The organism is Halomonas sp. DP4Y7-1 (assembly GCF_019800705.1).
Taxonomy (GTDB): domain Bacteria; phylum Pseudomonadota; class Gammaproteobacteria; order Pseudomonadales; family Halomonadaceae; genus Halomonas; species Halomonas litopenaei_A.
Map to the genome: position 1 here is coordinate 302,483 of NZ_JAHVKS010000002.1, position 15,766 is coordinate 318,248.

Below are 15,766 nucleotides of genomic sequence, written 5' to 3' on the forward strand. Positions count from 1 at the left end.
CCCATGATCCATGCACAGCATGCGGTGAGGCCAACGGAGCGTCAACCGACTTTGCCAACCGTCGCCCTTCCGCTATCAGGAGTTCTCTCAGCAATGTCCCAGGCCGAATGCCCCAGCCGACTCGAGCAACTGCGCCATTGGGCACACTCCCAGCACCCGCACGACCCTGGCGCAGGCCAACTGGTCCTGGCGGCCGGTGACGCCAGCTTTCGCCGCTACTATCGTCTGACCTTGAACGATGGCCAGACGCGCATACTGATGGACGCGCCCCCGCCTCAGGAAGACGTCGCCCCCTTTGTCGATATCGCCCGTCGCTGGCGCTCCGCGGGACTGCCTGCCCCAGCCATCCATGCTGTCGACCCCCAGCAAGGATTCGTCGAGCTGGAAGATCTCGGCGACGAGCCGCTGCAGCTCGCTCTCGAACACGCCGATTCAGCCGCCACGCGCAGCCGCTTCGACGCTGCCATCACCCTGCTCGAGCGACTGCAACAGCTGGCGCCTGACGGGCTACCGCCTTATGACGAGGCGACCCTGGCACGAGAACTGGACCTGTTTCCCGAATGGTGTACCGGACGATGGCTTGAGCAGGACACCGACATCCCTGGCTGGCAGGCGCTGCGCCATGCCCTGATCCGCGAAGCGCTGGTGCAACCCGTGGTCACGGTGCACCGAGACTTCGATGCCATGAATCTGATGCGCCACGCGGATGCGCTGTGGCTGATCGACTTTCAGGATGCGCTCGCTGGCCCCATCACCTATGACCTGATCTCACTGCTGCATGGCCGCTATCGACGCTTCGATGCAGCACAACGCCGACAGTGGTGCGACGGCTTTTGCGACAGGGCCATCGCCGATGGCCGCCTCACTGACAAGGTCGACCACGACACCTTCTGGCGCTGGACCAATGCCATGGCCGCCCAACGCTCGCTCAAGGTGCTGGGCATTTTCTGTCGCCTTACCCTGAGGGACGGGCGTGACGGCTATCTCCAGCGTCTGCCGCACTTCCTTGATCACCTTCAGGACAGCTTGGTGGAACTCGAAGGCCTGGAAGGCCAGGCCGACTTCCTGTCCTGGACCCAGCGAACGCTGCGCTCGCAGCTGTCAGACCGGCTGCAAGGAAGCGCATCATGAAAGCCATGATCCTGGCCGCGGGCTTGGGCAAGCGCATGCGTCCGCTGACCGACCACTGCCCCAAACCGCTGCTTCCCGTGGCGGGCGAACCATTGATCGGCCATCACCTCAAGCGGCTTGCCGCCGTGGGCATTCGCGATGTGGTGATCAATGTCAGCTACCGAGCTGACCAGATCGTGGAGGCGCTCGGCGATGGAGCCGATTACGGCGTATCGATTGCCTTCAGCCATGAGTCACAGCCATTGGAAACCGCCGGAGGCATCGCCAAGGCGCGCCCGCTGCTGGGTGAGGCGCCCTTTCTGCTGATCAGTGCGGATGCCTTCTGCGATATCGACCCCGCCACCCTGTCCTTGGCAGAGGGTGATCTCGCCCATCTGGTGATGGTCAATAATCCGCCGCATCACCCACAGGGGGATTTTCACCTGACAGCCGCCGGCAGAGTGCAGGCGACGGGAGCGCCACGCCTGACCTATTCGGGCATCGCGCTCATCGATCCGCGACTGGTGAACGAGCTACCCGAGCCCTGTTATCCTGTGGCACCACTGCTTCGTCAGGCCATGGCAAGTGACCGGGTAGCCGGCACCCATCACCATGGCGAATGGGTCGATGTGGGCACACCGGAACGCCTCGAGGCGCTCAACCAGCGCTTGAGCTCCGGCCACCGCTCCAGCCGACCCTAAGGTTGTCAATCAGAGGGTTGTCACTCATAGGGTTGTCAACCACAGGGTCGGCCGTAACCGACGACACATGATGTTCCCTGCGCACCTTGACGGTGCGCACCGACAGCAAAACATAAGGAAGCCCCATGAAAGCCAGCGTCAAATGGACCAGCGGTCGCCAGTTCGTGGCCGAATCCGGTAGCGGCCACAGCGTGGTCATCGACGGACCGCCCGATCACGGTGGTCGCAACACCGGCCCGCGCCCGATGGAGATGCTGTTGATGGGCATGGGAGCCTGCACCTCATTCGACGTGCTGGAAATCCTCGAGAAATCTCGCGCACCGGTGGAAGACTGCGTGGCCGAGATCGACGCAGAACGTGCCGACAGCGTGCCCTCGGTGTTCACCAAGATTCACGTCCATTTCACCGTGACAGGCAAGGGACTGAAAGAAAAGCAGGTGCAGCGCGCCGTCGAACTGTCCGCCGACAAGTACTGCAGCGCATCCATCATGCTGGCCAAGGGAGGCGTCGAAGTCACCCACTCGTACAGCATTGTGGAGTCGTGATCCGGCCTACTTTCTCTATCGCGAAAGCGCCCAACGGGCCTTGCTGAGAAGCGATAGAGAAGGGTGCTAGAGCACCAAAGCGCCAAAGCATCAGAGCGCAGCAAGAAAACGGCCGCCGAACACGGCAATGCCCCGCCTCAAGCGGGGCATTCCGACCACGGCCATACAGCCTGATACAGCCTGACAGCGCCCCACGACACGCTGCGGACAACAATGCCCCAGCGAGTGCTGGTGGGAGTTAGAAGCGATAGACACTCTTGGTCATGACCTTGGACATCAAGGTCATACCGGCCTTTACCGGCCCAGGAAAGCGCGCACCGCCTGCCTCAAGCGCCTGCTGGGCATGATGCGCTTCATCGATTGCCATCTGCCGCAGAACAGCGCGGGAGCGACGATCCCCCTCCGGCAACGTTTCCAGGTGCTCGTCCAGATGCTTGCCCACCTGCTCCTCGGTCGCGGCCACGAAACCGAGACTGACACGATCACCAATGGCACCCGCCAATGCTCCCATGCCGAAAGATGCCGCGTAGAACAGCGGGTTGAGCCGACTGGTATCGGCATTCAGCTCGCGCAGGCGATCCTCGCACCAGGCAAGATGGTCGATTTCTTCCTGGGCCGCCTCTTCCATCTGGCCACGCACCTCCGGCAGCTTGGCCGTGAGACCCTGGCCCTGATAGAGAGCCTGAGCACACACTTCACCGGTGTGATTGATCCGCATCAGACCGGCCGCATGGTGGCGATCTTCGTGGCTCATCTCGCCGTCATCAACGCTGCTGTCTGCAGGCGTCGGACGTGAGGCTCGGGCCGCACCCGGCACCAGCGTGCGCAGCACATTATCGAACTGATGAATGGCGCGATCAGCGGGGGAAAGAGAGCGTGGCATACCTGCATCCTTGGGCGGCGGTAGGAAAGTCGAGTCGCTGAGGCACTATTCTACGCCAGCCCGAGCTCTACGCCAGCCCGAGCTCTACGCCAGCCTGAGCTCGACTTAAACCACTGCGCTATCCGCCCAGACATTGGCGGCGCCCCGCGCACGAAGGCGAGCGGCGCAACGAGCGGCGCAACGAGCGGCGCCGTCCGAGTCATACCCACCGGACGGCGCCATGGAATGCACGGATGCGTCGATCGCTTGAGATGCCGGAAGAGTCTCCGTCAAGCGCCAGCTAGCCAGCCGGCCAAGTGAAGCGTCGACCGCCCATCACGTGCATATGAATATGATAGACCGTCTGTCCGCCGTCTTCATTGCAATTCATGACCACTCTGAAGCCGTCTTCGGCGAAGCCCTGCTCCTTGGCCAGGCGCGAGGCGATGAACGGCAATCTTCCCACTAGCGCAAGGTCATCCTCGCTGATGTCGTTCAAGGTGGCGATATGCTTTTTGGGAATGACCAGCATATGGGTCGGCGCCTTCGGATCGATATCGTTAAAGGCCAGAACCTGGTCATCCTCGTAGACGATATCAGCGGGAATCTCGCGATTGATGATCTTGCAGAACAGGCAATCCATGGCGGGCTCCGTGGGTGCTCATGACAACAGAGATAGAGTGCCGAGGTTACCGGGCATTATCCTCGCTGTCAGTCTTCCTGTGATCGACGGCTGACCCACGCCGTATGGGGATCGTTCCCAGCCCGCTTGCTGTGCAACGTTGAGCTTTGCGCCCAGGGCTCGCACGCACCTCGCCCATCGTGGTTGCTGCTGTGATACAACCTACACATTCGATACTTCTTTGGAGTACCGCCGCACATGCATCATGCCGCCCTGCTGCTGATACTGCTGGTCCTCGTGACATTCGCGCTGCTGTCACGGCGCATTTCCGCGTCGCTGATCAGCCTGCCCATGGTGTTCATGACCACCGGCATGGTGCTCGGAATGATGACGCCCGACCTGGTCCCGGTGCACATCCAGCAGGAGCTGACCCAGGTAATCGCCGAGATCACGCTGATCATTGTGCTGTTTGCCGACGCATCGGTGGTCAAGCTGAAGTCGCTGCGCAAGGATCTGTCGATTCCCCTGCGCATGCTGTTGATCGGCATGCCTCTGACCGTGCTGCTGGGTACCCTGATGGCAAAGTGGGTATCCCCCGAGGCCGCCTGGGCCACCGCCATGCTGGTCGCTGCCATCCTCACTCCTACTGACGCCGCGCTGGGCCAGGCGGTCGTGTCGAGCCCCAGCGTGCCTGAGCGCATTCGGCAATCGATCAATGTTGAAAGCGGGCTCAACGATGGCCTGGCGGTGCCGGTCATTCTGGCATCTGCCCTGATGGCAGCAGCGGCCACCGGGACAGACGTCGCCCATGCGCCAGACAACCTGCTGACCTTTGCCCTGCTGCAGCTGACGCTGGGGCCCCTGGTCGGCGTTGTGTTCGGCTGGGGGTTTGCGCGCCTGCTCGACGCGGCCATTGATCGAGGAACCGTCACCGTGGTCTACCAGGGCATTCTGTTTCTGGCGGTGGCGTTCCTGACCTACCTGACCGCTGAGTCCGTGGGAGGCAACGGGTTTATCGCCGTGTTCCTGGGTGGACTGACCTTCGGCAACCTGCTGCGCCACGAGACCACCTTCATCGAAGAGTTCATGGAAAGTGAGGGGCAACTGCTGACCATCGCCACCTTCCTGATCTTTGGTGCGGTGATGGTACCGCTGGCGTTCTCTCACGCCTCGTGGAAGACCGTGACACTGGCCCTGATGTACCTGACGGTCATCCGCATGCTGCCCATCTGGGTGTCGTTGACGGGTCTGGGGCTGTCGACCTATGAGAAGACCTTCCTCGGCTGGTTCGGCCCCAGGGGACTCGCCAGCATTCTGTTCGCCTTGCACGTCTACACCGAGTACCCAATTCCCGGCAGCAACGAAATCCTGGCCTGCGTGGTGTTGACGGTGATGATCTCGGTGGTGCTGCATGGCGTCAGCGCACAACCCATGGCGAAACGCTTTGCTAGGGGACGTGCTGCGAGCTCTCCAACGTCGGAGAAACCACATTGAGAGTGGCGGTGAGAGTGGCGGTTAGAGTGGCGGTGAGAGCGGCGGTGAGAGCGGCGGCCATCAACGCATCCCCACTCCCCCCCCAGAGGGTGCCCTGGCACATCTCGCCTGCTGGCGACGGAGGTCATGACAGCCGGTCTGACTCACTGCTGTCCGGCGACGCGCTCAAGGGTGCTATCGAGCAGGTCGAACACCTCGGGGCTGGTACACTGGGCGACGTTGAAGCGAAGATAGCGACTGGCCTTGCCATCAGCACTGAAGACCTCTCCAGGCGCCAGCACCAGGCCCACGTTCAGGGCTTCCCGCGCGACCTCCTTGGCCAGCAGCCCGCTGGGCAGGCTCGCCCAGACAAACATCCCACCCGCTGGCTCGATCCACGGCTCAAGGCCTGACGACCTGAGCCGCAGGTTGACTCGCCCCATGGCGTCGCCCAGGCGCGCCCTGAGCAGGTTGAGGTGGCGTCGGTACGCCCCTTCTCTGACCAACTGCAGCACCAACTCCGCAGACAGAGCGCTGGCACCAAAGGAGGTGGCAAGCTTGAGGTCCACGAGTTCTTCGATCCACTCGCCGCGTGCCGCGATGTAACCGCAGCGCACCGAGGCCGACAGGGTCTTGGAAAAACTGCCCACCTGAAGCACCCGGTCCAGTCCATCCAGCGCCGCCAGCCGAGGCGCCTGCTGAATGTCGAAGTCGGCAAAGATATCGTCTTCGATGATCAACAGATCATGCTGTTCGGCCAGGCGCAGGACGCGATGGGCCACCGCCAGCGTAAGGCCGGCGCCGGTGGGGTTATGCAGCCCGGAGTTGGTGATGTAAAGACGTGGTCGGTGCCGCTCGAGGGCGTGGCCAAGGTGGACCAGATCTGGCCCCGACGGGGTGAAGGGAACTCCGATCACGGTGACGCGATGGGCCTGCAGCATGGCATGAAAGTTGAAGTAGCAGGGATCATCCACCACCACGCAGTCACCCGGCTCCAGCAAGAAACGACAGAGCAGGTCAATCGCTTGAGTGCCCGACTCCGCCAGCATGATCTGCTGTGGTGACGCCTCCACCCCGCGTTCCGCCAGGCGGCGCGACAGCACCTGCCGCAATGCCCCCAGGCCTTGGGGCGGAGCATAGTCGGTCAGCGTCGGCAGGGCGCAGGAGCGGCGAGCCAACTGCCTCAAGCCTCGCCGTATATCATCATGCGGCATCCATTCTGCCGGCAGCCAGCCACAGCCTGGCCGCCAGCGGGCCTGATCGCTTTCGAGCGCTTGCCGGGTCAGCCACAGCGGATCGACTTCACGGGCACGGGGAGGACCGAGCTCGGCCAGGGAGAGTGGTGGAAGACGATCCCCCACGAAGAATCCCGCCCCGGGACGAGAGTGAATGGCGCCCTCGCTGACCAGACGGTCGTAGGCGTCGACCACGGTAGAACGCGAAATCGACAGCGACTCAGCCAACGCCCTGATCGATGGCAGTCGAGCCCCTGGAGCCAGCTGACGCTGCGCCATCCGCCGATGCACCAGGGCCACCACTTGCTCTACCAGAGGAACGGCCGACCGGCGGTCAATATCGGACAGGTGCATCCTTCCCCCTCGACATAGCAAGATGCGTAGTGCAGACCAACGCCATCGGATCGATCCTCTGGGCGATCATTTCAGTCGACACGGCGGCGCACTGTATTGGTCACCGCACCATAACAGTTTTCCCAAACTGTACTGAACTGTATCTCGATACCGCCGACGCTCCAGCCCAACCTAAGCAGATCATTTCGGCACGGAGCCTCACGCATGTCTTCCCCCCACCTTGGATGGGCCTACGGCTTTCTTGGAATGGCCATCTTCAGCGGCTCGCTGCCGGCAACGCGCATCGCCGTCGGTGCCTTCGATCCCCTGTTCCTCACCTTCGCCAGGGCTAGCATCGCCGGTGCGGTAGCGCTGATGCTGCTGCTCTGCATCGGCGGACGTCGCCCAGCATTTGGCGAGCTGGCCTCGCTCGCGCTGATCTCGGGCTGCGTGGTGGTCGGGTTTCCGCTGTTGACCGCGCTGGCTCTCGAACAGGTCAACGCCGCTCACTCTCTGGTCTTCATCGGGCTGCTGCCGATGGCCACTGCCCTGTTCGGTGTGCTGCGCGCAGGCGATAGGCCACGCCCGGTGTTCTGGCTGTTTTCCCTCTGCGGCGGCGGCGTCATTACCCTGTTTGCCCTGAGCCAGCATGGCTATGGCAACGGGTCGGGAGATCTGCTCATGGTAGGCGCTGTACTGGTCTGCGGGCTTGGCTATGCAGAAGGCGCACGTCTATCGAGACGCCTGTCTGGCTGGCGCGTCATTTGCTGGGCGCTGGTTCTCGCACTTCCCGTCATGCTGGCGCTGACAGGACTGTCTCGCCCGTCATCCTTTGCGAATATCGACATCGCTGCCTGGGGGGCCATGGGCTATGTGTCGCTGTTCAGCATGCTGATTGGCTTTGTCTTCTGGTACCAAGGGCTGGCTCAGGGTGGCGTCGCCGCCGTCGGACAGTTGCAGCTGCTGCAACCCTTTCTGGGACTGGGGCTAGCCGCCTGGTGGCTGCACGAAAGCATCAGCCTGATGATGCTGGTCACCTGTGCCATCGTGGTGCTGTGTGTCGCGGGGGCCAAGCGCTACGCGGCCCCCCTGGCGGCACGATGAACGCCGTGGTGAGGTGATTCAGCGAAAGCGACGCTGCGCCAGCAAATGGCGTACCAGTGGCCCCAGGATCAACTCCATCGCCAGAGACAAGCGCGAACCAGGCACGACCAGGGTATGGGGGCGACTCATGAAGGCATCTTGAATCATCGCCAACAGATAGGGAAAGTCCACCGTGGCGGGATCACGAAAGCGGATCACCACGAAGGACTCGGCATCGGTAGGAATGTCCTGCACCTCGAAGGGGTTCGAGGTATCCACCGTGGGCACCCGCTGAAAGTTGATATGGGTGCGCGAGAACTGGGGCAGAATATAGCGAACGTAGTCGTCCATGCGCCCAAGAATGGTGTCGATGACCGCTTCCTGGGTGTATCCCCGAGCATGCATGTCCCGATCAATCTTCTGAATCCACTCAAGGTTCATGGTCGGAGCAACGCCTACCAGCAGGTCGACATGCCGAGCGATATCCACCTCACTGGTCACCAGACCACCATGCAGGCCTTCATAGAACAGCAGGTCGGTGCCCGTCGGTAGCGGCTGCCACTCGGTAAAGGTACCGACCTGATAGCCAGCCTCGATCATCTTCTTGTCTTCGGCATGGATGTAATGGCGGAAGGTACCCGAGCCACTATCCCCGTACTCCTGAAACAGCGTTTCCAGACGATCGAGCAAGTTGGCTTCGACGGCAAAGTGGGACAGCTCATCCTTGCGCTCGGGCTCCTCGCGGAAGATTCGCGCCAGCTCCTGCCGGGTATAGCGATGAAAGGCATCACCGTCGACGAAGGCCGCATGCACGTCTTCGCGCGCAAACATGCGTTCAAAGGTCCTCTTGACGGTCGTGGTACCCGCCCCGGATGAACCGGTGACCGCGATGACCGGATACTCCCTCGACATCAGCGCACCCTCTCCAGCGCAGCATGCACAGCATCGGGCACCGCCACCGGACGAGCCGCCTGGGGATCCACCACCATCAAGTTGATGCGGGCGGTCGCCACAATGCGCTCGTCACGCTCTCGGCGAATCCGGTGGTAGACCGTGATGGCCTTGCGTCCCGGCACCGGAATCGCCGTGTCGATAACCAGGGCATCCGGCCAATGGGCTTCCGCCTGATACTGGATGGCCAAGTCCGCCGCCACGCTGGGGTAGCCCCCCAGGTCGCCCTCGTGCAGACCAAGTTCGGCCAGGGCGGCTGCCCTGGCCTCGTGCATCAGCGAAATCACCGCATCATGGCCAAGATGTTGGCCGTAGTTCATGTCGGTGATGCGCACCGTCAGCGGGTGGCGATGCACGATCGACTGCTCGGGGAAGTCGAGTTTCACACGTTCCATGCTCGCTCCTTGGAAATTGTTATTGGCCTGGCCACGGGGCGAGTCGGGCATGTTGCCCCATCAGCCCTGGCGAGCCATGGCGCGGTGGGCAATATCGGTTCGCCAGAACGCCCCATCGAATCCGACGCGATCCACGCCGCGGTAGGCAAGCTCGCGCGCAGCCGCAAGGTCATCACCCAGCGCCGTCACGCACAGCACCCGCCCGCCAGACGTTACCACCTGACCGTCGCTGTCTGCGGTACCCGCGTGGAAAACCTTGAGCCCCAGCGCCTCGGCCTCATCACAGCCAGTAATCGCATCGCCCTTGCGGTAGCCTGCCGGATAGCCCTCGGCGGCCATGACCACACCAATGGCAGGACGCGGGTCCCACTGACACTCATGACCGTCAAGGCGTCCCGTGGCACCCGCCAGGCACAGCTCGGCCAGGTCACTGTTGAGGCGCATCATGATCGGCTGTGTCTCAGGATCACCGAAACGGCAGTTGTATTCGATGACCTTGGGTTCACCGGCTTCGCTGATCATCAGACCTGCATACAAGAACCCGGTGTAAGGGTGCCCTTCTGCGGCCATGCCTTGCACCGTAGGACGAATGACCTCATCCATGATGCGCGCATAGACCTCATCGGTGACCACCGGCGCGGGGGAGTAAGCCCCCATGCCGCCAGTGTTGGGGCCAGTATCCCCATTGCCAACGCGCTTGTGGTCCTGACTGGTGGCCATGGGCACGATGGCGGCGCCATCCACCATCACGATAAAGCTGGCTTCCTCGCCCTCGAGAAACTCCTCGATCACCACCCGTGCACCAGCGTCGCCAAAGGCGTTGGCTTCCAGCATATCGCGGATGGCGGCCTCGGCTTCGGCCTCGCTCATGGCCACGATGACGCCCTTGCCGGCCGCCAGCCCGTCGGCCTTGATCACGATAGGAGCGCCCTGCTCTCGCAGATAGGTCAGGGCCGGCTCGACCTCGGTAAAGGTACTGTAGGCGGCGGTGGGGATGGCGTGGCGTGCCAGAAAGTCCTTGGTGAAGGACTTCGACCCCTCGAGCTGGGCAGCGCCCTGGGTCGGACCAAAAATCGCCAGCCCTGCCGCGCGGAAGCGATCGACGACGCCCTCCACCAGCGGTGCTTCGGGGCCTACGATGGTGAGATCAATGCCTTCGCCTTGGGCAAAGGCAACCAGGCCATCAAGATCAGCCACGCCGATATCGACGTTGGTCAGGCCTGCCTCGCGGGCGGTACCCGCATTACCTGGCGCGACGAATACCGCAGAAACGCTGGCCGACTGAGCCACTTTCCAGGCCAGCGCGTGTTCGCGGCCACCGCCGCCGATGATCAGGACCTTCATCCGCTCAACCACCTATCATGTACCAAATGAGGCGGCATTATGGCAGAAAAAGGCCCGGCCCGCGCGATAACGTGCGGCACTGCCGCCCCCCGCTGGACGACTCAGGACGATCGTTCGTCGTCATCCGAACGGGTGGCACCTCCTTGACTGATGGTGTTCTGCCAGAAGCGCATATTCTCTTCCGCCAACTCCCGCATCAGCTCCATCGGGGAATGGCGCATGGCCTGCTGCCACTGATCCTGCATCTTCTTCTGCTGTTCCATCATCAGCCGCGTGCCCTGTTCCAGATAGCGCGCCAGCGGCAGCGGCTGGGACATGGCGTACACCCGAATCAGCTGCTGCAGCAGGTCATTGGAGAAGACCTCGGCGTCGCTGTCAGCCTGTTCCTGTTCGATGATGATCGACAACAGAATGGTACGTGTCAGGTCTTCGCCACTCTTGGCGTCCTCGACACGGAAGGGCACTTCTTCGAGAATCAGACTGCGCAGATCCTCGAGGGTCACATAGCGGCTCTGTTCGGTATCATAGAGCCGGCGATTGGCATACTTGCGAATCACACGCACGGCGCTGCTCCTTACATTCTGTGGGAAGCCACCTGACCGCCATCACGGTCATTCGGCTTCGTTCGCATCCATTTTGCACCGCGACACCGCCCTTGCAAGACAAACCGGCATTCGAGGCTCCATGAACCTGATTCTTCTCACCCAGGACGACGTCAATGACTCACGGCTGGCCAGGGTCCGCGACCCCAGACGCCTGGCACACCTGCGTCAGGTTCACCGCGCCCAGCAAGGTGACGTCATGACCCTCGGGATAGAGAATGGCCCGCTTGGTCGTGGAACGCTGCTTTCGTTGGACGAAGATGAAGCTTGCTTCGACGTATCAGGCCTGGACCAGGCACCTCCCGAGGCGCTGCCGGTGCATCTGGTGCTGGCCCTGCCTCGCCCACGCATGCTGGCAAGAAGCATAGAGCATGCCACTGCGCTGGGGGTGAAGCACATCACGCTGCTGCATAGCCGGCGCGTGGAAAAAAGCTACTGGCAGTCGCCGGAACTCGATCCGGCTAAGATTCACCAGCACCTGGTGCTGGGATTGGAGCAAGCGCGTGATACTCGCATGCCCACGGTGGATACGGCGCGCGGCTTCCGTCCGTTTGTCGAGGACCGGCTACCGACTCTGCTGGAGGGGCGGCGCGGCCTGTTGGCTCATCCAGGCATGCCGCAGGCATGCCCTCGAGGCATCAATGATCCGGTGGTGCTGTTGATTGGCCCCGAAGGAGGTTTCATCGACTGGGAGGTGGAGCAAATGCTGGCCGCCGGATGTGAGGGCATTCACCTGGGACAACGCATACTCAGGGTGGAAACCGCCGTGACTGCCCTGCTGGCGCGACTGTTCTAGTGGGCCGGCCCAGGTGTGAGCACACCCTGAGCCACCACCACTGACGCCGGAATGACGGACCCTGGCAAAGCACACAGGCATGGCAGCGGCAGCCGCCATGCCGTGACGTACTGACCAGCAGACGGCGATCATTCAGCGTCAGCGTCCTGGTCCTCTGCGTCCTGGTCGTCGGTCTCTTCGGCCCTGCGATTGGTGCCGAACTCCCCTTCCCCATCGTGCTCGATCACCGGTGAATTCTCGTCACAGGTCGGCGCGATCAGGAAGGTTTCTCGCACATCGAGAAGGCCGAGCTCACCGATGGTGCGACGTCCCAGCAGCATCGGATAGTTCATTTCCTCGCGATTGCGCAGGCTGAACTGCTCTTCGTGAATGGTATCGCCCATGCACACCTTCATCAGCACGACCAGACGTTCGTCCCGGCCGCCGGCCCCACGTACCGTCATGTCACGATACAAAGGCCGCTCGAGCTCCTTCTTGAAGGTCTCGCCTGTCTCTTCATCTTCCAGCTCGAGCGCAAACCGTACCCAAGGCTCACCGTCCTTGTCGAAACGCTCGATATCTCGCGCATCCAGCGAGGATGTCAGCGCACCGCTGTCCAGCTTGGCCTTGACCTCCACGTCCCAGGGCTCCAGCGTCGCCTTCTCCACCCAGCCAAAGACATCGGGTCCGTCATCAGCCAGGGCGGCGTTCATCGGCATCAAGGTCAACGGTAGCGCTGCCAGCGCCACGGCACGTATCCGGCTCGCACACCAGCGTTCAAGCGATTCCTTCATCCTGCAATTCTCCCTGTGATGCGGCGCTGTCAGCCAGCGCCGATGTGCCGGGTGCCCAAACCGTCGCTTGGGCACGTCTGAAGAGGATCAGCGATTCAGCTGTTCGAGCAGGCGCAGGGTGGCAAAGCCATCCGGAACCAGCCCCTGATCACGCTGCCAGGCTCGCAGACCCGCGCGAGTATTGGGACCCATGATGCCGTCAGGGGTTCCCACCCCGTACCCCAGAGCCTGCAGCCGTGCCTGCAGCTGGCGCACTTGGGTGCGACTCAGGGGCTGTTCGTCCCTCGGCCATCCTCCCTGAATGCCTGGCCGGCCTGCGATGCGCTCGCTGAGTGAGGCAACCGCAAGGGCATAGCTGGTGGCATTGTTGTAGCGAAGGATGGCACGGAAATTGGGACCCACCAGGAAGGCCGGGCCGCGGGCACCCGCGGGGGTAATCACCGAGGCCTCAGCAAAGGCCGGCAACTCGCCACCACCGAGCCGGCGCACCCCTTGCTGGCCCCACTCAGCGGCACTCTTGCGGGTGTCGAGCTCAGTCTGGGCGTAGTCGAAGCCCGCAGGCAGCTCGACCTCCACGCCCCAGGGCTGGCCGGGCTGCCATCCGGCACGATTCAGATAGTTGGCGGTAGACGCCATGACGTCTGGAATGCTGGCCCAGATATCCCGGCGACCGTCTCCATCACCGTCCTTGGCATAGGACACAAAGCTCGACGGGATAAACTGCGTATGTCCCATGGCTCCCGCCCAGGATCCCTTCATGCGCTGGGGCGTGATATCCCCGGCCTGGATGATCTTCAGCGCGGCCAGCAGCTCCCCGCGGGCAAAGTCTCGACGGCGACCGTCGTAAGCCAGTGTGGCCAACGCTTCCAGAGTGGAGAAATCACCAAAATTCTGGCCGTAGTTGCTTTCTATGCCCCAGATAGCCGTCAGCACTTCCACCGGCACGCCATAGCTTGACTGGGCACGATCCGCTGCACTGCGGTTGGCTGCCAACTTGTCACGCCCTTGGGTCACCCGCGCGTTTGACACGGCGGTATCAAGATATTGCCAGACAGGGCGTACGAACTCGGGCTGCGAACCGTCGAGCTCAATCACCCTGGGACGGTAACGCACGCCATCCAAGGCGCGCGCCAGGGTGTCTTCGCTGATGCCCTCGCTGCGAGCCTGGCGACGGAAGTCGGCGAGCCACTGGTCGAAGGTACGACCGTCATGATCGTCAGCACTGGCGTCCTTGGCGGCGGGCGTTGCCGCGTCGCTGTCAGAGCTGGCACTCTCTGTCTCGGAGGCAGCAGGGCTGGCAGGTCCACTCTCTGGGGCGGCAGACGTCGTCTGGCAGCCGACCAAGGCAATAAGAAGAAAGGCGGGAAGCAGTCGCGTCGACATGTTGAAGGCAATCCTTGGCAATCAATGTGCAGGCATGATGACCCACTCCCCGCTGCGGCGCTAGATGCAAACGGAGGGAATCGGCGTCGACCACAGGAGGAGGCTGGGACTGTCCTTCGATACCACCATGTCACCGCACGTCCCGCCCTTTCGTCCTGCCAGCGCATGGCTCTGATCGCTGCGAACTGAGACGCCGATGGACCTTCTTCTCGTCCTCATGACACCCTCTGTCGCCGTTCAGGCTCGTCCTTCTCGAGCCAGTGTTGGACGTATCGCAACTCGGGGTCGTAACGCCGGACCTGATCATCCATGTCGAAGACCTTGGGCCGAGTGTCACGCCCCACGCCCGCGATGTACTTCCAGTTACCCCAATTACTGGCCACGTCATAATCCATCAGACAGTGCTCGAACCAGGCGGCTCCATGACGCCAATCTCCTGACAGGTCGTGCACCAGATAGCTGGCCGCCCACTGACGCGCACGGTTGGATATCCAGCCACAATCGCGCAGCTCCTTCATGGCCGCATCTACCGCCGGCTGCCCCGTCTCTCCCTGCTGCCAGCGTGTGAACGCCTTTCCTGGCGACGGCGCCCGCTTGCCAAACAGTGCGCTCCCCTCCTGCCATGCCGCCCAGTGGAAGTATTCTCGCCATAGCAGCTCGCGATAGAAGTGCTTCGTCGAGGCATTGACCCCGTGCTCCTGCTCCCAACGCGTCAGCGCGCTCAGCACCTGGGTGGCAGAGATACATCCCGTGGCCAACCAAGCCGACAGGCGTGACGAGAAGTCCGGCCCGATCAACCCGTTACGGGTGTCTTGATAGACACCGATCGCTTGCTGCTTCCAGAAATACTCATTCAAGCGGTCAAGCCCACTCGCTGCGCCGCCCACATAGCCAAGGCCCATCGGGTCAGGGTGATCATCGAGCGCCGCAGCCGCCGGCGAAAGACGCTGCAGCGACGGCAGCCCGCGAGGCGCCCGATCGGGCCAGGCGGGCTGAGTGGCTGCCGCTGGCAGTGCCTTTGCCGATGGCGTGGCCTCGCCCAGCTTGCGCTTGAACGCGGACCAGCTGCCCGGAACCTCCTCCACTGCAATAGGCAAGGTTGCATGCGCCCAGAGCGTGGCGGTACTGAACGTGTCGAGCCGACAACCAGGATGCAATAGCTGTGACAGGCGCTGCACCTGTGCCTGCTCTTCGCTACCGGGATGCTCACCCACACGCACTGCCGAGGCACCGATACGCTCGGCCAGATTTGCCACCAGCGTCACCGGCTCGCCCACGATGACCAGCAGATCGCTGCCGCACTTGAGCAACTCGCCTCTCAGCTCCCGTAGGCTCTGCCACAGGAATCGCAGCCTGCGCGCCCCCATTCTGGGGATGTCCAGCGGCGCCTGAGGCTCAAGGAGGGCAGCGTCGATCACGTACACCACGAGCCGCTCGCTGATCCCTCCCGGCGATGCCAGTAGCGGGTTATCTGCCAACCTGAGCTCCCCGCGCAGCCAGACCAGATCTGTCTCCATGCCAACTCCACTCACCATCCATTATGTCGGCCGATAGCGGC

The 15,766-nt window shown here is 62.6% G+C and carries 16 protein-coding genes; 6 read left to right on the forward strand and 10 right to left on the reverse strand.

From position 1 onward, the window contains the following. Positions 1-93: 93 nt before the first annotated feature. The 3 genes from KUV72_RS04890 to KUV72_RS04900 all read left to right on the forward strand — a co-directional run bounded on the left by KUV72_RS04890 (position 94) and on the right by KUV72_RS04900 (position 2,356). Positions 94-1,131 (forward strand): aminoglycoside phosphotransferase family protein, encoded by a 1,038-nt coding sequence (locus tag KUV72_RS04890; RefSeq protein WP_222237624.1) that lies wholly within the window; start codon positions 94-96, stop codon positions 1,129-1,131. Continuing rightward, a complete protein-coding gene (gene murU, locus KUV72_RS04895) occupies positions 1,128-1,811 on the forward strand; it encodes an N-acetylmuramate alpha-1-phosphate uridylyltransferase MurU (RefSeq protein ID WP_222237625.1) in 684 nt (227 codons plus the stop codon). Before KUV72_RS04890 ends, murU begins: the two co-directional genes overlap by 4 nt. A gap of 125 nt (positions 1,812-1,936) precedes the next feature. Further along, positions 1,937-2,356, forward strand: a complete 420-nt coding sequence (locus KUV72_RS04900) for an OsmC family protein (RefSeq protein WP_206941347.1) — start codon at positions 1,937-1,939, stop codon at positions 2,354-2,356. Positions 2,357-2,594: 238 nt separating this feature from the next. Here the strand turns inward: KUV72_RS04900 and coq7 are convergent, their stop codons facing one another. Together coq7 and KUV72_RS04910 are read right to left on the reverse strand one after the other, a co-directional pair. Continuing rightward, on the reverse strand, positions 2,595-3,239 hold the full coding sequence (coq7, locus tag KUV72_RS04905; RefSeq protein WP_206941349.1) for a 2-polyprenyl-3-methyl-6-methoxy-1,4-benzoquinone monooxygenase: 645 nt from the start codon (positions 3,237-3,239) through the stop codon (positions 2,595-2,597). Between the two features lie 280 nt (positions 3,240-3,519). Beyond that, positions 3,520-3,861, reverse strand: coding sequence for a histidine triad nucleotide-binding protein (locus KUV72_RS04910; RefSeq protein ID WP_206941351.1), 342 nt, complete (start codon positions 3,859-3,861; stop codon positions 3,520-3,522). 237 nt (positions 3,862-4,098) lie between these two features. Here KUV72_RS04910 and KUV72_RS04915 point away from each other — a divergent pair, with 237 nt between their 5' ends. After that, positions 4,099-5,334, forward strand: coding sequence for a cation:proton antiporter (locus KUV72_RS04915; RefSeq protein ID WP_222237626.1), 1,236 nt, complete (start codon positions 4,099-4,101; stop codon positions 5,332-5,334). Positions 5,335-5,477: 143 nt separating this feature from the next. Here KUV72_RS04915 and KUV72_RS04920 read toward each other — a convergent pair whose 3' ends face one another. Further along, positions 5,478-6,902 carry a PLP-dependent aminotransferase family protein gene (locus KUV72_RS04920; RefSeq protein WP_222237627.1) on the reverse strand — a complete coding sequence of 475 codons (1,425 nt, stop codon included), beginning with the start codon at positions 6,900-6,902 and terminating at the stop codon, positions 5,478-5,480. Positions 6,903-7,106: 204 nt separating this feature from the next. Here KUV72_RS04920 and KUV72_RS04925 point away from each other — a divergent pair, with 204 nt between their 5' ends. Further along, positions 7,107-7,985 carry a DMT family transporter gene (locus KUV72_RS04925; RefSeq protein WP_222237628.1) on the forward strand — a complete coding sequence of 293 codons (879 nt, stop codon included), beginning with the start codon at positions 7,107-7,109 and terminating at the stop codon, positions 7,983-7,985. 18 nt (positions 7,986-8,003) lie between these two features. Here the strand turns inward: KUV72_RS04925 and KUV72_RS04930 are convergent, their stop codons facing one another. The 4 genes from KUV72_RS04930 to phaR all read right to left on the reverse strand — a co-directional run bounded on the left by KUV72_RS04930 (position 8,004) and on the right by phaR (position 11,217). Further along, positions 8,004-8,876 carry a phosphoribulokinase gene (locus KUV72_RS04930; RefSeq protein WP_206941357.1) on the reverse strand — a complete coding sequence of 291 codons (873 nt, stop codon included), beginning with the start codon at positions 8,874-8,876 and terminating at the stop codon, positions 8,004-8,006. Next, on the reverse strand, positions 8,876-9,310 hold the full coding sequence (locus KUV72_RS04935; protein ID WP_222237629.1) for an acyl-CoA thioesterase: 435 nt from the start codon (positions 9,308-9,310) through the stop codon (positions 8,876-8,878). Before KUV72_RS04935 ends, KUV72_RS04930 begins: the two co-directional genes overlap by 1 nt. Positions 9,311-9,370: 60 nt before the next feature. Next, the gene (gene purD, locus KUV72_RS04940) at positions 9,371-10,654 is read right to left on the reverse strand and encodes a phosphoribosylamine--glycine ligase (RefSeq protein WP_222162714.1); all 1,284 of its coding nucleotides are present in this window, start codon (positions 10,652-10,654) and stop codon (positions 9,371-9,373) included. Positions 10,655-10,755: 101 nt separating this feature from the next. Beyond that, positions 10,756-11,217 carry a polyhydroxyalkanoate synthesis repressor PhaR gene (phaR, locus tag KUV72_RS04945; protein ID WP_222237630.1) on the reverse strand — a complete coding sequence of 154 codons (462 nt, stop codon included), beginning with the start codon at positions 11,215-11,217 and terminating at the stop codon, positions 10,756-10,758. Positions 11,218-11,338: 121 nt separating this feature from the next. Here phaR and KUV72_RS04950 point away from each other — a divergent pair, with 121 nt between their 5' ends. Next, a complete protein-coding gene (locus tag KUV72_RS04950) occupies positions 11,339-12,052 on the forward strand; it encodes a 16S rRNA (uracil(1498)-N(3))-methyltransferase (protein WP_222237631.1) in 714 nt (237 codons plus the stop codon). Between the two features lie 128 nt (positions 12,053-12,180). Here KUV72_RS04950 and KUV72_RS04955 read toward each other — a convergent pair whose 3' ends face one another. From KUV72_RS04955 to KUV72_RS04965, 3 genes are all read right to left on the reverse strand, one after another. Further along, entirely contained in the window at positions 12,181-12,750 is a 570-nt protein-coding gene (locus tag KUV72_RS04955; RefSeq protein ID WP_222237794.1) for an ATP-dependent zinc protease, read from the reverse strand. A 162-nt stretch (positions 12,751-12,912) separates the two neighbouring features. Then, a complete protein-coding gene (locus KUV72_RS04960) occupies positions 12,913-14,208 on the reverse strand; it encodes a lytic murein transglycosylase (RefSeq protein ID WP_222237632.1) in 1,296 nt (431 codons plus the stop codon). 215 nt (positions 14,209-14,423) lie between these two features. Next, the gene (locus KUV72_RS04965) at positions 14,424-15,725 is read right to left on the reverse strand and encodes a DASH family cryptochrome (protein ID WP_222237633.1); all 1,302 of its coding nucleotides are present in this window, start codon (positions 15,723-15,725) and stop codon (positions 14,424-14,426) included. Positions 15,726-15,766: the final 41 nt, after the last annotated feature.

Coding starts and splice junctions, on each gene's coding strand:
- KUV72_RS04890 (WP_222237624.1), top strand. CDS start 94: ATGTCCCAGGCCGAATGCCCCAGCCGACTCGAGCAACTGCGCCATTGG.
- murU (WP_222237625.1), top strand. CDS start 1,128: ATGAAAGCCATGATCCTGGCCGCGGGCTTGGGCAAGCGCATGCGTCCG.
- KUV72_RS04900 (WP_206941347.1), top strand. CDS start 1,937: ATGAAAGCCAGCGTCAAATGGACCAGCGGTCGCCAGTTCGTGGCCGAA.
- coq7 (WP_206941349.1), bottom strand. CDS start 3,239: ATGCCACGCTCTCTTTCCCCCGCTGATCGCGCCATTCATCAGTTCGAT.
- KUV72_RS04910 (WP_206941351.1), bottom strand. CDS start 3,861: ATGGATTGCCTGTTCTGCAAGATCATCAATCGCGAGATTCCCGCTGAT.
- KUV72_RS04915 (WP_222237626.1), top strand. CDS start 4,099: ATGCATCATGCCGCCCTGCTGCTGATACTGCTGGTCCTCGTGACATTC.
- KUV72_RS04920 (WP_222237627.1), bottom strand. CDS start 6,902: ATGCACCTGTCCGATATTGACCGCCGGTCGGCCGTTCCTCTGGTAGAG.
- KUV72_RS04925 (WP_222237628.1), top strand. CDS start 7,107: ATGTCTTCCCCCCACCTTGGATGGGCCTACGGCTTTCTTGGAATGGCC.
- KUV72_RS04930 (WP_206941357.1), bottom strand. CDS start 8,876: ATGTCGAGGGAGTATCCGGTCATCGCGGTCACCGGTTCATCCGGGGCG.
- KUV72_RS04935 (WP_222237629.1), bottom strand. CDS start 9,310: ATGGAACGTGTGAAACTCGACTTCCCCGAGCAGTCGATCGTGCATCGC.
- purD (WP_222162714.1), bottom strand. CDS start 10,654: ATGAAGGTCCTGATCATCGGCGGCGGTGGCCGCGAACACGCGCTGGCC.
- KUV72_RS04950 (WP_222237631.1), top strand. CDS start 11,339: ATGAACCTGATTCTTCTCACCCAGGACGACGTCAATGACTCACGGCTG.
- KUV72_RS04955 (WP_222237794.1), bottom strand. CDS start 12,750: ATGCCGATGAACGCCGCCCTGGCTGATGACGGACCCGATGTCTTTGGC.
- KUV72_RS04960 (WP_222237632.1), bottom strand. CDS start 14,208: ATGTCGACGCGACTGCTTCCCGCCTTTCTTCTTATTGCCTTGGTCGGC.
- KUV72_RS04965 (WP_222237633.1), bottom strand. CDS start 15,725: ATGGAGACAGATCTGGTCTGGCTGCGCGGGGAGCTCAGGTTGGCAGAT.